A 17696-nucleotide genomic window follows, 5' to 3' on the forward strand; every position below is an offset into this window, starting at 1 on the left:
ATGTCCTCTAGTGACCGACAGCGGCGACTATCCTAATTTGTTTCTCATCGGGGACTTCTTGATACGAAATCACCCGCAAATTAGGAATTGTGTACTTAGTAAACCTAGATAAGGTCGACCTAAGCATGCCCGAGGTTAATAACACTGCAGGTTGCCCTACCATCTCTTGTCGTTGCGCCGCATCGGCCAATGACTGCTGCATCCGTTCTGCCAGTCCAGGCTCAATGTTAGGACCTTCACCGCCAGACGCTTGCATTGACTGATGCAACATCTGTTCCAACTCTGGCGCCAAGGTTATGACGGGAATTTCTAATTCTGGGCCGGAGATTTCCTGAACTATCATGCGTTTCAAGGCGATACGCACAGCAGCTGTCAGTACCTCGGTATCATTACTCTTAGTGCCATACTCAAGTAAGGTTTGCACTATGGTCTTTAAGTCGCGAATAGAGACGCCATCATTCAGTAAATTCTGCATCACTTTAACTACTGAGCCTAAAGACATGACATCTGGCACTAAGCCATCCACCAGCTTAGGTGACAGCTTGGCCAGCATATCCAGCAGTTGCTGCACTTCCTCGTAACCCAATAATTTAAACGAGTTATTATGCAATAACTGACTTAAGTGAGTGGCCACTACCGTGGCAGCATCTACGACTGTGTAACCTAAGGTTTGGGCTTGCTCGCGCTGTGAGGGGTTAATCCATACCGCTTCTAATCCAAAGGCGGGATCGCGAGTCGGCGTGCCATCTAACTTGCCATACACTTGGCCAGGATTGATGGCAAGCTCGCAATCATGGCGAATCTCCGCCTCACCCACAGTGACGCCCATTAAGGCAATACGGTAAGAATTGGGTGATAAATCAAGATTATCGCGAATATGCACCGCAGGAATTAAGAAACCCAATTCTTGTGACAGTTTTTTACGCACGCCTTTAATGCGCCCAAGCAATTCGCCGCCTTGGCCTTTATCCACTAATGGGATGAGTCGATAGCCAACCTCAAGCCCAATAGTGTCAACATGATGCACATCATCCCAACTCAGCTCTTTAGGCCCTTTATTTTCGCTCTCAACTGGGCCAGTCAGCGCCGCTTCTGCCGCTAACGCTTTAGCTCGCGCCTGCTTACGATAAAGCAGCCAAGCTATACCACCGGTTAACCCTGCAAAACTGATGAACGCTAAATGCGGCATACCAGGCACTATGCCCATGATAAACATCACAGCCGAGGCAATGGCGAGCGCCTTTGGGTTGTCAAACATTTGGCCAATCATCATCTGCCCCATGTCACCCGCTTCATTTTGGCGAGTCACCATTAAGGCGGCAGCAATGGATAATAATAACCCGGGAATTTGCGCGACTAAGCCATCACCTATGGTTAGTAAAGTGTAGATTTCAGCCGCTTCACCAAAACTTAAGCCGTGCTGCATCATGCCGATAATAAAGCCGCCTATTATGTTGATAAACAAAATAATAATGCCGGCAATGGCATCTCCTTTGGTGAATTTTGACGCGCCGTCCATAGCGCCGTAAAAGTCGGCTTCACGAGTCACTTCTTGACGCCTAGTCCGGGCTTGCTCTTGAGTAATTAAGCCCGCATTTAAATCTGCATCAATGGCCATTTGCTTGCCAGGCATAGCGTCCAAGGTGAAGCGAGCACTTACTTCTGAGATGCGGCCCGCACCTTTGGTTACGACCGAGAAGTTGATTATGATTAAGATTAAAAACACCACTAAGCCCACGGCATAATTACCGCCTATGACCACAGTACCAAAGGCCTCAATCACTTTACCGGCAGCTGCAGGGCCATTATGGCCTTCAAGTAACACCACACGGGTGGATGCTACGTTAAGCGCCAGTCTTAATAAGGTGGCAACTAACAATACCGTTGGGAAAGCGGCAAAATCTAACGGCCGATTGGTGTAAATCGCCACCAGTAGCACGACTAATGCGAGCGAAATATTAAAGGAAAACAAGATATCTAATAGCAGCGGCGGCATGGGTAGCACTATCATCGCCAGCGCGGCTAACACCAGCGCCGGCGTGCCAATGCCGCGCATATGGGCTGGCTTAATTTGCTTTATTTGACCAAACGTGGCTTTCATATCCATAACAAGCTGCCTGAACTTTGACGCTGCGAGCGAGAGTCATCTCACTCAGCAAGGATTACGCCAAGTGTGTTTAGTCATTTGTTGGAGTCGCCAATAGCCCGTTTACAAGCTTAAACGGGCTATTGACTGCTTAATGCTTAAGCTCATCAGGGATAGGTTGATTGGCGGGAATGGGCGTGGGTTTGCGACCTTTACCTTGCTGGAATTGCTTTAACTGATAAATATAGGCGAGCACCTGCGCCACGGCGGTAAACAAGCCATCGGGGATTTGTTGATCAAGCTTAGTGCTGTAATAAATAGCGCGAGTGAGCGGCGGCGCTGACACGATAGGAATATTGTAAGCCCTAGCAATTTCTCGAATTTTAAAGGCAATCTCATCACTGCCTTTGGCCACCACAAAAGGCACGGCCGCCTGTTTGACATCGTATTTAAGCGCCACAGCGTAGTGCTCTGGGTTCACCATAATCACATCCGCCTCAGGGATTTTTGCCATCATACGGCGCTGGGAAATCTCGCGCTGCATTTGCCGAATTTTGCCTTTTACTTCTGGCTTACCTTCAGTGTCCTTGTATTCATCTTTAATCTCTTGCAGCGTCATTTTAAGCTGCTTGTTATGGTGCCACATCTGAAAGGGGACATCGATGGCGGCGATAAGGATCAATGAGCTACACAGTAGTAAAAACATCCACGCCAGTAAATCCATGGCATCACGCATATTGCTGGGTAAATGACCCCGTGACAGCTGTAAAATATCGCCGTAGTAAAATTTTAATAGCAAATACACCATGGCGACCACCACAGCGAATTTAGCTAATCCCTTACCCAGTTCAACTAAAGCTTGCACTCCAAACATTCGCTTAAAGCCAGCCATAGGGCTCATCTTACTGGCCTTAGGCATCATGGCTTGGGTCGAGAAATTAAAGCCGCCAAGTAAAATATTGCCAATGATGGCAACCACAGTCAGCATCAAAATAAAACTTGCCACTGGCCAAGCGAGTTCTGATACCACCACTTTCCAAATATTAAACATGGCATTAGCATCAAATATTTGGGCGCGGGTGCGACCAAAGGTGGCCGCCATAACATTGGCAAGCCCTTGGGCAATGGCAGGCCCAGTCACGATAAGCCCTATGGCCGAGGCCAATAATACCGCCGCAGTACCTAATTCTTTAGAGCGGGCAATTTGCCCTTTTTCGCGCGCCTGCTCTAGGCGCCTCGATGTGGGTTGTTCGGTTTTTTCTTGACCGCTGTCTTCAGACATTATCCCTGCTCCACTGACTATTTCACCGCCAAGACTTAAGGCGTTTTAGGGTTTAACTTGGCATTGCAGCGCCAATAAATCACACATAAGCACTTGAGCTGCCGCCCAGATTTCATGAAAATGCGCCATGATGGGCTCAAGAGTTAACCAAATAATCACTAGACCACTTATCATGGTGATAGGAAAACCAATGGCGAAAATGTTGAGTTGCGGCGATGCCCGCGTCATCACGCCAAAAGCAATGTTAATCAGGAGTAAGGCGACTATGGCAGAAATGGACATAGTGAGCGCTGCGCCAAACATATAACTGCCCCATAGGGCTAAGTCTTGATAACGCTCAATATTAATGCCACTAGTCGACACTGGAATCGTCTCAAAGCTCGCAATAAGCATGCGGATCATCAACAGATGTCCATCAACAGCTAAAAATATTAAGGTGCTTAATAATAGGAAAAAGTTGCTCACCACTGGGGTTTGCTGGCCTGAACCTGGGTCCACCATGGAAGCAAAACCTAAGGATGTTTGCATACCGATAATTTGCCCTGCCAACACAAAGATTTGCACCATTAATATCGATATCAGTCCGGTCGCGACCCCAATCAAAATTTGCTGAGCACTCACAAAAATAGCGGGAAATGAAAATAACTGAATATCTGGCATAGGGGGCAGCATAGGCGCGACTGCAACGGTAATGGCCATAGCGAGTAATAATCGCACTCGTCTTGGGGTTGTGGTGGCGCCAAACACCACCATCACCATCAACATGCTAGAAATGCGAAACAGCGGCCAGACATAGGCAGCTAAGGTCGCATTAATACTGCTAAATAAAATATCCACATTCAGCCTTTACCCTTGAGTTAGCCTATGATCATAGGAATGCGCCGCACCATTTCAATAAAGAAATCCATCATGGTTTGTATTAGCCAATGGCCTAAAAACATCAGTGCGAACAAGGTGGCTAATAAACGAGGTAAAAAACTTAAGGTCTGTTCGTTGATTGAGGTCGCCGCTTGAAACACGGCCACCACTAAGCCGACAATTAGCCCTGGCACAACGATCACAGAAACCATAATCACTATGGCGCCTAAGGCCTCACGGAAAATATCCACCATCATCTCAGGTGACATAATTTCTCCTTAAGCAATAACGCCGCCACTATCAGTTACCTAAGCCAAAACTGGTAGCGAGCGACCCCATGACTAAGCTCCAACCATCCACCAGCACAAACAGCATAATCTTAAAGGGTAAAGACACTATCATGGGCGACAGCATCATCATGCCCATGGCCATCAAGATACTGGCGACGACTAAATCCAACACCAGAAACGGAATAAACAGCATGAAACCAATTTGAAACGCCGTCTTTAATTCACTGGTAATGAAGGCCGGCACTATCACTTGCATTGGGGTAGCTTCGGGCGATGGGATATTGTCGTAACCTGCGATATCTATGAAGGTTTTTAAATCGGTATCACGAGTTTGTGCCAGCATAAAGGCTTTGAGTGGATCTTTTCCTTGCTGATAAGCCTGCTCAATATTCAGCGTGCCATCCATATAAGGGGTCACAGCTTTAGCATAAATCTCATCAAACACCGGCGTCATAATAAAAAACGTCATGAATAAGCTAAGACCAATCAACACTTGGTTTGAAGGCGTTTGTTGCAGCCCTATGGCTTGGCGCAAAATAGACAGCACCACTATGATGCGAGTAAATGAGGTCAACATAATCACCATGGCCGGAATAAAGCTCATGGCTGTCATTAGCAATAAAATTTGCATAGTGACTGAATATTGACTCGAGCCATCGGGCCCTTGAGTGACAGTAACCGCAGGTAAAATGCCGTCACTCGCCCATAAGGCTGGACTTAACAACAGCAGAGGCAGCAACCATAGGCTGAGCCTAGTAATGGCTGCCAGTTTCATAGCGCAGGATCCTCGCGCCGTACATGCACAGAACCTGCGCCTTGCTTAGCTTGCTTTACTTGTTTGAGCCTTTCAGCAAAGTTAATAGGGGTGTGATTAATAGGTTCTGCCAACTTATCGAGCAAACTAATGTTGTGCGCTGTAACCCCTAATAAATATTGCTGACCATCAAGCTCCATCAGCACTAATTTTTCCTTTTGGCCTAAGGGCGTGACTGCTATGGTTTTGATTAACCCATGCTGGCCAGGCACTAAATTTAAGCGCCTCACTAACCAAGCCAGGACAAAAATCACCACTAACACCACCACTAAACCGCCTGCCATGCTGGCCATGGTCGCTATCGATGTGGGGTCAGCACTGGCAACACCTGCTTGGCTTATGCCAGTGGCGGCGCTGCTCGTCACATTATTCGCCACATTGCTTGCAACATTACTTGCCCCATCGCCAGCAACCTTAGTTGCGGTATCAGAAGCATTGCTCGCCAGCGCTATAAGTCCTGACATGATTGTCCTTATTTGAGTTTTTTAATCCGTTCGGTTTGGCTAATCACATCGGTAAGACGAATACCGAATTTATCGTTAACGACCACTACTTCCCCATGGGCAATCAAGGTGCCGTTGACCATGACATCCAATGGCTCGCCCGCCACCCTATCAAGCTCCACCACTGAGCCTTGATTTAGCTGCAGTAAATTTCTAATGGAAATAAAACTGCGACCAACTTCCATGGCGATAGTTACAGGAATATCCATGATGCTATCAAGCTTGGCTTTCTCTTCTGCTGAAATTGGCGCTGACTCATCTTTAAACTGATCAAGCACCACAGCACTCGCTTCTTCATCCGCTTGCTCCGCCATAGCGGCGGCCCAATCATCCATATCATTACTCATGAGTATCACCTTGTAGTTCTTTCGCTTTGCCTTTTCTGGTAATCAGTTGTAATTGACTCTTCATAGGCGCTGGCCGCGGAATTTTTTCATAGATTTTCAGGGCCAAATTGTCGCCTGCTTGCCCAAGCTTGCAGCGAAAACTTGGCAATTTCTCCACTTCCATCACCATGTATTCAGGTAAATCCACTGGGATAATATCGCCCGCTTTCATCTCCATCACATCTTTAAGGGTGACGACCTTTTTCACTACTGTGGATTCAATGGCAACATCCACATCCATAATTTCATCCCGCAGCGCCTGCGACCAGCGAATATCCGTATCTTGCTTGTCACTCTGCACGCCGGCGTCAAGCATCTCGCGAATCGGTTCTATCATGGAGTACGGCATAGTGATGTGAAAATCACCGCCGCCACCATCAAGTTCAATATGAAATGAACTGATCACCACCACTTCGGTGGGGCTCACTATGTTGGCCATGGCAGGGTTCACTTCAGAATCTAAATATTCAAATTCTGTATCCATCACCGGTGCCCAAGCATCTTTGTAATCTTCAAAAATAATTTTGAGCAGCAACTGAATAATCCGCCGCTCTGTGGGGGTAAATTCCCGCCCTTCAATTTTGGCGTGAAAGCGGCCATCGCCGCCAAAAAAGTTATCCACCAAAATAAACACTAAACGCGCTTCCATGGTGATGAGCCCAGTCCCTTTAAGTGGGCTAAAGCGCACCATGTTAAGACTGGTTGGCACAAACAAGGTGTGAATGTATTCACCAAATTTGAGCATTTGCACGCCATTAATCGAGACCTCAACCGAGCGGCGCATCATGTTGAACATGCTTATGCGTAAGTGCCGGGCAAAGCGTTCATTAACTATCTCCAAGGTCGGCATACGGCCGCGCACAATTCTATCTTGGGAAGAAAAGTCATAAGAACGACCAGCTCCTGCCTCACTAGGGCTATCTTCTTCTACATCGTCGACGCCATGCAGTAGGGCATCAATTTCGTCTTGGCTTAATAAATCGCTCACACTCAGACCTTATCTTGGTTATTGCATGACAAAACCCGTAAAGAGCACTTGCTCCACCAACTTACGACCCGTCACAGTTTGCACTGTGGTTTGCACTTTATTTAACGCGTCGGTGCGCAGTTCATCTTTACCCGCTTGCGTACTAAGATTGCTGGCTTCGGCCGCGCTAAAGCTTGATAACAAGGCATCTTCAATTAAGGGAATATGTTTAGAAATTAGGGCTGCATCTTCAGTGCCGCGCCCCATAAGTTGCACTTTAATTTCCACCAGACGGGTACGACTGCCTACCGCGAGATTAAATAAGAAGGGTCTTGGCATAGGCACATAAAAGGCTTCACCTGTAGCTGGCGCGCCAGCAGCCGGATCTGTTGCAGGGGCTGCTGCACCGGCTTCGGTGGTTTCAGGGGCAGGCTCTTCACCGCCACTTAAGAAAAAGAAGGCGCCGCCACCAATAGCTAACAGCACAACCACAGCCGCTATGATAATCAGCGGCAGTTTACTTTTTGCCTTAGGTTGGTCTTTGTTTTCAAGTTCAAGTCCAGCAGCCATGGTTAATCCCTTAACATTCACTCATTGATAGTTAACAGCTAACACAAGTAAAACATAAGCGTTAGTTGTTAAATTATATGACTAAATACAGATTACCTGTTTACGCATAATAATCTATACCCTGAGCATAACTAGTTGTCTGATTTGAACTTGTTTCGAGCTCGGCGCTGCTAAGCTCAGTCAACATATCGGTTTGTCCTTCAATGCCGCCTTCTTGCTTACCTTGCTGCTGTTGCTCTTTGCCTTGTTCAGACACCTGTGAGTCCGCTAATTGCATGCCCTGATCATTGAGTAAGTCGCGTAGTTTCGGCATGGCTTGTTCAAGCATGTCGCGGGTTTGCGCTGAGGCTGCCACAAACTGCACTTGGGTTTGATCGCCCTGCACTTGAATGCGCACTAACAGGCTGCCAAGTTCAGGCGGGTCGAGACGAATTTCCGCTTGCCCAATCCCTTGAGACACCATGGCCAGCAATTGTGATCGCATCACAGGCGCAAAGCGCTCAATCATTTCATGCTGTTGCAGCTGCTGATCTAAATGCTGGCGTAATGATAATTGCACTTGGCTAACGTTTTGGGTTTTAGTGGCATCCAGGCTTGCGCTAGCTGTACTTGGTAATACATTTATGGTTTTAGGTTCATTTTCAACCACTTGAAATTTTGCATCGGCTAACAAACTTGCCATTTGCTTATCGGTTAGCGGTGCATCTTGCGGCGTTAATAGTGATTTGCTAAGTTGTGAAGCCATGCTCCCTTGGCTATTTAGCGGCGATTGAGCCTCAAGATTAACGCCAGCATTTGGCGCACTATTCACTAGTCCCTCGCCTAAAATGTTACTGCGACTTTGTGGGCTTTGATTAAGTGCTGAATGGCTATTGGCATGTAACTGCGCTGTAGCGCTGGCTGATAGCTCAGCTTGATAGCCCTTCTGACTATTGGCGTTATCATTTAGCGCCGGTTTAGGATGATTCGCGCCATCACTCAGTACCAAGCTATTAATGTCCTTACCACTGACAACCGTAGCAGCCAGCGCATCTTTCGCGGTTTGCCATTTAGGTTCAGTATTTGGCAAAGGCTCACCAGAGGCGGCTAAGGTTTGCTGCAGCATGGCAGCCAAACTATGAGCATCAAGCTTATCCAATGCCTTAGCCTCCAGCCCTTGCGTGCTTAACCACTCTTTGAACTGCGCTAAATCATTGCTTGATAACTCAAGTGCTTGCCCTTGCTGCAATTGCTCCCAAGTATTGGTTAGCAAATTCTGTAACTCAGGCGGTAATGCCTCTTTATCATTGCCTTGCTGCCACTGAGCTAATAAGGCCGCAAGTTCATTGAGTACTTTGGCATCTATGTCTGTGGGCTGTTCATGCCCCAATGTCAGCGCTAATAGCTGCTCTAGTGAAAGCTCTGCCTCAGGTACTGCGCTGCCTTGCAGTAAGGCATCAAGCTCTTCAACCGCGAAACTGAGTTCACCATCTAAACTAGCATCGGCCCCAGCTAATTGATTGACATTGAGGGAATCAAGGGCTGAGTCATCAATACCTAACTGACTAAACATCAGCGTCATAAAATCGTCACTGCCAAAATTTTTGCCAAGCGGCAAGTGTTTATCTTGACTGACAGCCGGCTTGTTAGCTTGATTAACGTCATGATTTAACGGTTTAGTTTTATCGGTTAATGCGGTGTTAGCATCGCTGTTTTTAACAGGCTTAATCTCGGGATTTCTTGGTGTGTCAGTACTTGTTTGCTGGGCGCGCACAGCATCTTTACTTGCCGCGTCGCGATTAGCGGCATCTCTGCGGCTGTCATTGGCCGCCCTTTGATCAGCGGCAAGCTTATTATTAGCCGCCATTTGGGTATTTTCTTGCTGTAACTGCTCAGCTCTTTGCTGCCTAGCATTGGCGGCGGCCGTTAACGCGGTGGAGAAATCACTATCACGGCTAGATGCCACTTGACTGCGCGTATTAGCTGAGCCGCTATTGACTAAACTGGCGTTAGTTGAGCTGCTATTTACTGCCGTAGTGACTACAGGCGCTAAAAACACAGATTGATTTTGCTGCATGCTATTCTCCGCCAAGCCTTGATTGAATCTTAACCCGCATTTACTCAGGCCAGTTCCATGGGAGCGTTAACCTTAATCACAATGACAGTCACAGTGACAATAACGGCAACCACTCCCTATTGACCTAGTTATAAGCAATTTAAATGCCACAAACTAAGAGACTTAGGAATTGCAAGAGACAAGTTCAGAATAGCAACAGCAAGATAAGCAAGTATGAGGTTCGGCAAGCCTTAACGTATCAAACCCTAACGCCTTTTGCCTGTCGGGTAATTAGCGAATGGTGCGTCTAGCGTATTGATTAACCACAAACTCATCTTGCTGCTTTTGCTCTAATCGCTGCGCCTTAGCATTGGCTTGCTGGGCTTTTTTACCCAGCAGTTGCTCGACCGATTTACGTTTTTGCTGGCGCTGCAACCAATGCGCCTGCCTATGCTCACGAATATTATTGGCATCTGTAATGGTTTTAAGCTGATTAGCGATGGCGTCATCGATTTGGCGAATGAAGCGCTGAAATTGATGATAATAATTGGCGCTAATATCTTGCCCGAGTTTATTTTTTAACTGCTGCATGTAATCCAAGCGATATTGATTGAGAGAGGCCAACTGCTGCTGGCGTTTTTGGCATTCAAGCTGGGCACTTTTTAATTGCAAGGCCGCCTGCTGCTCAGCTTCTGTCACTAGTTTTAGCACTGTTAGCAGTGGATCTTTACTCATCACACACTCCCTTTATTGAGTGAACCGCTACTTACATTGGGCTGCTAACTGGGTCAGCATTAATTGACTATCAGCAAAATTGACGCTTTGGCGCATGCTTTGGCGCATAAAAGCATTCATGGCCGGCAATAAGCGTATGGCATTATCAAGCCTAGGGTCGCTGCCTTGGGCATAAGCGCCGATGGAGATTAAGTCGCGGTTTTGCTGGTACAAGGAATAGGTTTGTTTGACTTTACGCATAGCTTCAAGATGCTGCTCACTCACCACCATAGGTGCCACGCGGCTGATAGATGCTTCAACATCTATGGCTGGATAATGGCCGCTATCGGCTAAGGTGCGCGACAGCACTATATGACCATCCAAAATGGCGCGGGCCGCATCGGCTATTGGGTCTTGCAAGTCATCGCCTTCGGTTAATACCGTATAAAATGCGGTGATCCCGCCTTCGCCAGCGCTGGCATTACCATTACCCGCGCGCTCAACTAAACGCGGCAACTTAGCAAATACGGACGGCGGATAACCTTTAGTGGCGGGCGGCTCGCCCACGGCCAAGGCAATTTCCCGCTGCGCCTGCGCGTACCGAGTTAAGCTATCCATCAATAACAACACGCTATAACCTAGCTCTCGATAATATTCAGCTAATCGGGTAGCGGTTTCGCAGGCACGCAGGCGCATTAATGGCGAAGTATCCGCAGGCGCGGCGATGACGACAGAGCGCGCGCGCCCTTCATCACCAAGAATTTCTTCAATAAACTCTTTCACTTCTCGGCCACGCTCCCCCACCAGCCCAACAATAATCACATCGGCATTAGTGCCGCGGGTCATCATGCCTAGCAGCACACTTTTACCTACGCCTGAGCCTGCAAATAATCCCATGCGTTGACCAACGCCCACAGTTAACATGGCATTGATGACTCGAATACCGACATCAAGTGGCTCAGTAATAGCGCGCCGCGATAACGGATTTATCGCTTCTGTGTGACTACTCACTCGTTTTTCAAAGGTTAATGGCCCAAGTCCATCAAGGGGTTCGCCGCTACCATCAAGCACACGCCCAAGTAATGCCATTCCCACAGGTAAACCCGCTTTGGCGCCAAGGGGGGTCACTCTAGCGCCAGGCAATACTCCGCGCAGTTCATCCACTGGCATCAGGTATAAAATATCATCATCAAAGCCCACGACTTCAGCCACTAGCTCGCCTGCCATAGTTTCTATGCTGCATAAACTGCCCACAGGCGCGCGGCAACCACAGGCTTCTAAAGTGAGGCCAACCACCCGCACTAACTGCCCAGATGCCACAGCGCGAAACGGATGTTGCTGCTGCAAATGCTGAGTTAAGCTCTGTTTGAGGTGCTGCTGACGACTTGTCATTATTCTTCCCGCATCACTTGAGTACTGGCATCTAAGTTATCTAACTCAATGGCGGATGCCTCTGTGACAACTGAATTAGGCTCACTGTCACTTGCTAATTCATTGTCACTAGTGTCAGTGCCATCGCTATGATCGCAAGCGGTATCGGCGCTTGTTGAGCGCGCCGCAAGTGTGGCTTGTTTATCATTGATTTGATTGGATAACTGCTGCATTTGCGCGCTGGTTTGAGCCAGCACGGCTTGCAGGCGGGGCTGCAAACTTAAATCCACTAAAGAACGGCCCGAAGCAATTTGGCAATCACCGCGCCCTAAGCAAGGATCGGCTTGCAATTGCCAGCCATTATGCTCCATGTGCTCGGCGCCATATAAGGTGGTAACCAATTGAATATCATCGGGATGTAGATGAATCGCTATGGTTTTACTGGCTAAGGGTAAGGCGGCGATGCCTTGTTTAAGGGTATGAAGAATATGTTCAGGTTTTATGGATAATTCATGGCCAATTACGGCCTGGCTTAAGGCTTGAGTTAACTGCAATAACTGATATTCAATTTCATCATCCAGCAAAGATAGCGGCGCCATAAACTGGCTAATTAAGCCATCAAAGCGCGCCATCATGTCCGTGGCTTTAGCCATGCCTTGCTCGTAACCTTGTTGCTCGCCTTGACTAAAGCCTTGTTGATGGCCTTGCATTAAGCCTTCTAAGCGCCCCGCCTCTAGCCCTTGCTCTAGTCCCTGCGCTCGTCCCTCAGCAAAGCCTTCTTGCTCGGCTTCGAGGCGAATTTGCTCAAGTTCAGCCATGGTTGGCGGCATCATGGTGAGATCGTTATCAAGGGGTAATACTAACTCCCCAGGGACATGACCAAATAAGTCTTTATCTGGGCGGGCAATATCATGACTCACATCAGGCATGCGCCAAGCATCAAACTCTTCTTGCTCTTCTGGGCGCACCAGATAGCGGGTGATTTTTTCAGCCATTAGAGGAACTCATCTCCGCCACCACCACCCAACATGATTTCACCTGAATCCGCTAAGCGGCGCGCAATCGCCAAAATTTCTTTTTGCGCGACTTCCACTTCACTTAAGCGAATAGGCCCCATGGCTTCCAAGTCATCAGCCAGCAGTTCGGCGGCGCGTTTAGACATGTTGGCCAAGATTTTAGTTTTAAGCCCGTCATCGGCGCCTTTAAGGGCTTTCATTAAAGCATCTTGCTGAACTTCACGCAATATTGCCTGAATACCGCGATCATCCACATCAATCAGGTTTTCAAACACAAACATCAAGTCTTGAATTTGCTGCGCCATTTCTTCATCGGCTTCGCGCATGGTTTCCATAATCTGGCTTTCCACCGCGGTATCGAGGAAGTTCATAATATCCGCTGCCGTTTTTAGGCCGCCCATTTTGGCCGCCTGCGCGCCGCCTTGTCCGGCAAATTGTTTTTCCATGATATCGTTGAGCTCTTGCAAGGCCGCAGGCTGCACTTCTTCAAGGTTCGCGATACGCATCAACAAATCTAAGCGAGTATTTTCAGGGAATTGCGAGAAAATCTCGGCCGCTTGATCTGAGTCTAAATAGGATAAAACAATGGTTTGAATTTGTGGGTGCTCATTTTGAATGATGGTGGCCACTTGTCTGGCGTCCATCCATTTTAATGACTCTAAGCCTTTAGAGGCGCCGCCCATGACAATTTGTTCAATCAAGTTACCGGCCTTCTCTTCACCTAAGGCCGACATTAAGGCGCGGCGCACAAATTCCTGACTGTTAAAACCAATAGCGGTAAAGTTTTGAATGTCATCAAGAAATTTCTTATGCACAGCCATGACTTTATCTTGATTAAAATCTTTCATGCCTGCCATCACCATGCCGACGCGCTGCACTTGTTTGGGCTCTAAATGCCGCATAATCGCGGCAGCGTCGGCTTCGCTCAGGCTAAGGAGCAAAATAGCCGTCTTATCTATGCCGCTCATATCGGCAATATTAAACGCTTCCTTTTCAACTTTTTTATCGTCCGCCATCTTCGTCCAACCATCTTTGAATTACTTGAGTCGATAATTCAGGTTCATTGGCCACCAATGCCCGAATAGCCTTAATCACATCATCATCTCTATGTAGCGTTGGAATTTGGATGGAACCATCTTCCCGATAGGAGTATTCCGAATCATTGGCCTTAAGCATGCCTAAGGTGTCACTGGCAAATTGATCTTCAATGTCGGCCAATTCATTGTTAAGCCTAAGTTCGTCAGGTAAAGGTTGGCCATCTGGGTAAATCAGCTTTCTAAGCATAGGCCTAACCACAGCTAAGATAAGCACTAACACCACAAAGGCGCCCAAGGCCAATTTAACCGCCCGCCAGAACCAAGGCTGTTCCCACAGTACTGGCTCAGGACCCGCTTCAATCAGTTGATCCATAAAGGGAACTGTCACGACTTCTATGCTATCGCCGCGATCACTGCTAAACCCTACCGCGCCTTCTAACAAGCGGCGAATATTGCTAAGTTCATCGGCAGTGCGCTCAACCCGAGTAATGTCGCCATTTTCAGCAGCAGGTCCTGGTTTAAAATCCACTGCCACCGACACACTGACGCGCTTAACTGTGCCAATTTGCTGACGGGTATGGCTTATGATGGTATCGAGCTCAAAATTACGAGTCGCTTCCTTATGTGAACTGCCATTACTGGTACTGGTTTTGGCACCCTCGGTGGCATCTTGCGGAATATTGGCATCCATGGGCGGTTGATTACTTAAGGCGCCAGGAATGCCACCGATACTGCCGCTATTTGATTGATTCTCAACGGTCATTTCGCTTCTAAGGGAAGGTACTTCTGGATTAAAGCGCTTAGAGGTTTCTTCAACCGCGGTGAAATCAAGATTAACGTCAACTTGAGATGTAAAGTTTTCAGGGCCAAGGATAGGGATTAAAATCGCTTCAATTTTAGCGCGATATTCAGCTTCTTTTTGCTGCACTAATTCTTGCTCGCGCCGCGCTATGGCAGAAACGCCTGTTTGACTGCCAGAATTTAATAAGCGGCCATTGGCATCGGTTACTGTCACCCGCGATGGCTCTAAACCTTCAACGGCTGAAGCCACAATATCGACCACAGCATCGACTTCGCCTTGAGCTAACCCAGCGCGCCGAGTAGTCACTACCACAGTGGCACTTGGCTGACTGCGATGGCGCGCAAACACATTCTCTTTAGGCAGAGCTAAAATCACCTTAGCCCGGCTAATGCTGGTAAGCTCTTCAATCGCCTTGGCTAAATGTTGCTCTTGGCTGAACTTTAACCGTGCTTGCTCCATTTGCTGGCTAACGCCAAAACCGGTTTCTTTACTTAAGAAATCAGCGCTGCTGGTCGCTGTTTCAACACCGGCGCGGGACAGTAACATCTTAACGCTTTGATACTGCTCTTCAGACACCTTAATCACATCCACATCAATCTTATAGTCAACGCGGTTTTTATCGAGCACATCAAGGACCTCAACCATCTGTTGAGTATCCATTTTAGGTAAAGGTCTAAATTCAGGCTCTTGCGCCCAGATCATGATAAACACAGCCACAGCTAAACAAATTGCTAATGCTAAAATCATGGTGATTTGACGCAAAACATCACTGCCGCCAAAACGGCTACTCTTGCCTGATTCATGTTCTTGAGCGGCGCCATTATCGGCATTTATGGTGGCAGCATCGGCGCCAGTGATCACGTTTGTACTCACAGTATCATTCCTGAATTTTTTAGCTGTCCAGAACCTTTTATAGCAGCCCCTTACATATCAAGCGCTGACATCACTTAGCCGCGGCTTGGTATCACACTGGCATGCTCATAATCTCTTTATAAGCATCAACGAACTTATTGCGAACTTGTAGGGTTGCTTCAAAAGCCACACTGGCTTTTTCGCGGGCGATGACGGTATCAGATAGGCTCACGCGGGTGTCGCCCATTTCCAGCCGCGTCGCCAAGCTGCTGGAGTTATGTTGCAACTCATTGACAGAACCTATGGCTTGATTGAGCAATTGCGAAAAATCGGCGCCTTGAGTGTTATTAACCTGACGCATTGACTCAGGTAATAGGTTGGTCGACGGGGAAATTTCAGCTTTGATGGCCTGCATTTCAGCAAACAAGGGGTTAGTGGTAATTTGCATCATAGCCTCCTGACGGCAACTTGACTCTTTGGCGAGTAGTCATCTCTCGATGCAATTAGTTTGCCAACACTAATATTGACGAGTTAGCTGTAAGTCGGTGGACATGAAGGGAATGAATCTAGACGGGCTATGTGGTTAAGCTATGTTGCCAAGCTATCTTGTCAGGCTATCTGAGTAACGAACTCGCTTAGCTACGCCTAATATCTATGACCAATAACTATGACTAATTAACTCAGTTGGTTATCAAAAAAAGTTGCCATAACAAATAATCAGCACTCAGCCCAAGTTAACGCTTAAGCTGGTTAACTTGGGCTGAATGATTGCAACGGGCGACTAAATCGCCATGCCAAGCTCGCGCATTCTAGCCATTTTATAGCGCAAAGTTCTGGCGCTAATGCCGAGCTTTTCAGCCACTAACTTACGGCTACCTTGGCATTGATTTAAAGTTTCAAGAATGATCACATGCTCTTGGGCTTGCAACTCTTGCCCTAGCCCTTCGCTATTAACTGGCTCTTGTTCTTGAGCATTAAAAGCTATGGGTTCCTGAGTATCGATAATGATATCTATGGCGCTAATATTTAGCCCTTGGCACAAAATTAGCGCTCTTTGCATGACGTTATCAAGCTCGCGCACATTGCCAGGCCAGCGATGACCTAATAAGCGCCGACAGGCGATATCATCAAGCTCAGGTACGGCTCTTTGACTGTGCTCACAATGGCGCGTCAATAAATGCCGTGCCAGCGGTAAAATATCCAGCGGCCTGTCTTTTAAGGCCGGCCAAGTGAGCGGGAACACATTGATGCGATAGTATAAATCTTCTCTAAACTCGCCATTATCCACCGCAGCTTTTAAATCACGGTTTGAGGTCGCTAAAATCCGCACGTTCAGGGCTATGGTTTTGCGGCCGCCTAAACGCTCGACCTCGCGCTCTTGCAATACCCGCAGCAACTTAGCTTGCAACGACAAATCCATTTCAGAGATTTCATCGAGCAGTAAAGTGCCGCCCTCGGCTTGCTCAAACTTGCCAGGGCACGCTTGATAAGCGCCAGTAAATGCGCCTTTCTCGTAACCAAATAAGGTGGCTTCAAGCATATTTTCAGGAATCGCGGCGCAGTTAATCGCCACAAACGGCGCGTTGCTGCGTGCGCTATGCTGATGGATATAGCGCGCTAACACTTCTTTACCTGAGCCGCTCGGACCTAAAATCATCACCGACGCGTCAGAAACGGCGACGCGGCTTGCCAAATTAAGGAGTGCAATACTCTTATCATCGCACACCACAGGCCCTGCAATGGGCGCGGCATTTGGCATATAGCGGCTCACTTGATTGAGCAGCACTTCAGGCGCAAAGGGTTTAGCTAAATAATCAACGGCGCCTAATTTAATGGCATCAACAGCGCTATCAATACTGGCAAAGGCTGTCATCAGTAACACCGGCAATTGATGATGATTTTTTTGTAAGTAAGCCAGCAAGCCCATGCCGCCAATACCCGGCATTTGCACATCACTAATCACCATATCTACTGAGTGCTGTTTTAGCGCCAAGATGGCATCTTCTGCCGTTACCGCTTCAATGCAGTGATAGTGCGCTAGCAGTAATGTATCAACTAACGCTTCACGTAAGTGGCTATCATCTTCGACCAATAAAATCGTTCCGGCGTTCAT

Annotated in this window: 17 protein-coding genes; all 17 read right to left on the reverse strand. The window is 47.7% G+C overall.

The window, feature by feature from the left end; all coding sequences use genetic code 11:
* Positions 1-7: 7 nt before the first annotated feature.
* The gene (flhA, locus tag FJQ87_RS14220; RefSeq protein ID WP_140933172.1) at positions 8-2107 is read right to left on the reverse strand and encodes a flagellar biosynthesis protein FlhA; all 2100 of its coding nucleotides are present in this window, start codon (positions 2105-2107) and stop codon (positions 8-10) included.
* Positions 2108-2237: 130 nt separating this feature from the next.
* On the reverse strand, positions 2238-3368 hold the full coding sequence (flhB, locus tag FJQ87_RS14225; protein ID WP_140933173.1) for a flagellar biosynthesis protein FlhB: 1131 nt from the start codon (positions 3366-3368) through the stop codon (positions 2238-2240).
* Positions 3369-3413: 45 nt separating this feature from the next.
* Positions 3414-4205, reverse strand: a complete 792-nt coding sequence (fliR, locus tag FJQ87_RS14230; protein WP_140933174.1) for a flagellar biosynthetic protein FliR — start codon at positions 4203-4205, stop codon at positions 3414-3416.
* A gap of 20 nt (positions 4206-4225) precedes the next feature.
* Complete coding sequence (fliQ, locus tag FJQ87_RS14235; RefSeq protein ID WP_140933175.1) at positions 4226-4495, reverse strand: flagellar biosynthesis protein FliQ; 270 nt, start codon at positions 4493-4495, stop codon at positions 4226-4228.
* Between the two features lie 31 nt (positions 4496-4526).
* Positions 4527-5291, reverse strand: coding sequence for a flagellar type III secretion system pore protein FliP (gene fliP, locus FJQ87_RS14240; protein ID WP_140933176.1), 765 nt, complete (start codon positions 5289-5291; stop codon positions 4527-4529).
* Positions 5288-5794, reverse strand: a complete 507-nt coding sequence (fliO, locus tag FJQ87_RS14245) for a flagellar biosynthetic protein FliO (RefSeq protein WP_140933177.1) — start codon at positions 5792-5794, stop codon at positions 5288-5290. Before fliO ends, fliP begins: the two co-directional genes overlap by 4 nt.
* 8 nt (positions 5795-5802) lie before the next feature.
* Entirely contained in the window at positions 5803-6180 is a 378-nt protein-coding gene (fliN, locus tag FJQ87_RS14250) for a flagellar motor switch protein FliN (protein ID WP_140933178.1), read from the reverse strand.
* Positions 6173-7207, reverse strand: a complete 1035-nt coding sequence (gene fliM, locus FJQ87_RS14255) for a flagellar motor switch protein FliM (RefSeq protein ID WP_140933179.1) — start codon at positions 7205-7207, stop codon at positions 6173-6175. Before fliM ends, fliN begins: the two co-directional genes overlap by 8 nt.
* Before the next feature lie 18 nt (positions 7208-7225).
* Complete coding sequence (gene fliL / locus FJQ87_RS14260) at positions 7226-7756, reverse strand: flagellar basal body-associated protein FliL (RefSeq protein WP_140933180.1); 531 nt, start codon at positions 7754-7756, stop codon at positions 7226-7228.
* A 100-nt stretch (positions 7757-7856) separates the two neighbouring features.
* Entirely contained in the window at positions 7857-9812 is a 1956-nt protein-coding gene (locus tag FJQ87_RS14265; RefSeq protein ID WP_140933181.1) for a flagellar hook-length control protein FliK, read from the reverse strand.
* Positions 9813-10082: 270 nt separating this feature from the next.
* Positions 10083-10529, reverse strand: a complete 447-nt coding sequence (gene fliJ / locus FJQ87_RS14270; RefSeq protein WP_140933182.1) for a flagellar export protein FliJ — start codon at positions 10527-10529, stop codon at positions 10083-10085.
* A 24-nt stretch (positions 10530-10553) separates the two neighbouring features.
* Positions 10554-11897 carry a flagellar protein export ATPase FliI gene (fliI, locus tag FJQ87_RS14275; RefSeq protein WP_140933183.1) on the reverse strand — a complete coding sequence of 448 codons (1344 nt, stop codon included), beginning with the start codon at positions 11895-11897 and terminating at the stop codon, positions 10554-10556.
* Complete coding sequence (fliH, locus tag FJQ87_RS14280) at positions 11897-12871, reverse strand: flagellar assembly protein FliH (protein WP_140933184.1); 975 nt, start codon at positions 12869-12871, stop codon at positions 11897-11899. Before fliH ends, fliI begins: the two co-directional genes overlap by 1 nt.
* Positions 12871-13908 carry a flagellar motor switch protein FliG gene (fliG, locus tag FJQ87_RS14285; protein WP_140933185.1) on the reverse strand — a complete coding sequence of 346 codons (1038 nt, stop codon included), beginning with the start codon at positions 13906-13908 and terminating at the stop codon, positions 12871-12873. Before fliG ends, fliH begins: the two co-directional genes overlap by 1 nt.
* Positions 13895-15592, reverse strand: coding sequence for a flagellar basal-body MS-ring/collar protein FliF (fliF, locus tag FJQ87_RS14290; RefSeq protein ID WP_168195253.1), 1698 nt, complete (start codon positions 15590-15592; stop codon positions 13895-13897). Before fliF ends, fliG begins: the two co-directional genes overlap by 14 nt.
* A 103-nt stretch (positions 15593-15695) precedes the next feature.
* Positions 15696-16031 (reverse strand): flagellar hook-basal body complex protein FliE, encoded by a 336-nt coding sequence (gene fliE / locus FJQ87_RS14295; RefSeq protein ID WP_140934137.1) that lies wholly within the window; start codon positions 16029-16031, stop codon positions 15696-15698.
* A gap of 333 nt (positions 16032-16364) precedes the next feature.
* Positions 16365-17696, reverse strand: a complete 1332-nt coding sequence (locus FJQ87_RS14300; protein ID WP_140933187.1) for a sigma-54 dependent transcriptional regulator — start codon at positions 17694-17696, stop codon at positions 16365-16367.

It is taken from the genome of Shewanella sp. SNU WT4, from assembly GCF_006494715.1.
Taxonomy (GTDB): Bacteria; Pseudomonadota; Gammaproteobacteria; order Enterobacterales; family Shewanellaceae; genus Shewanella.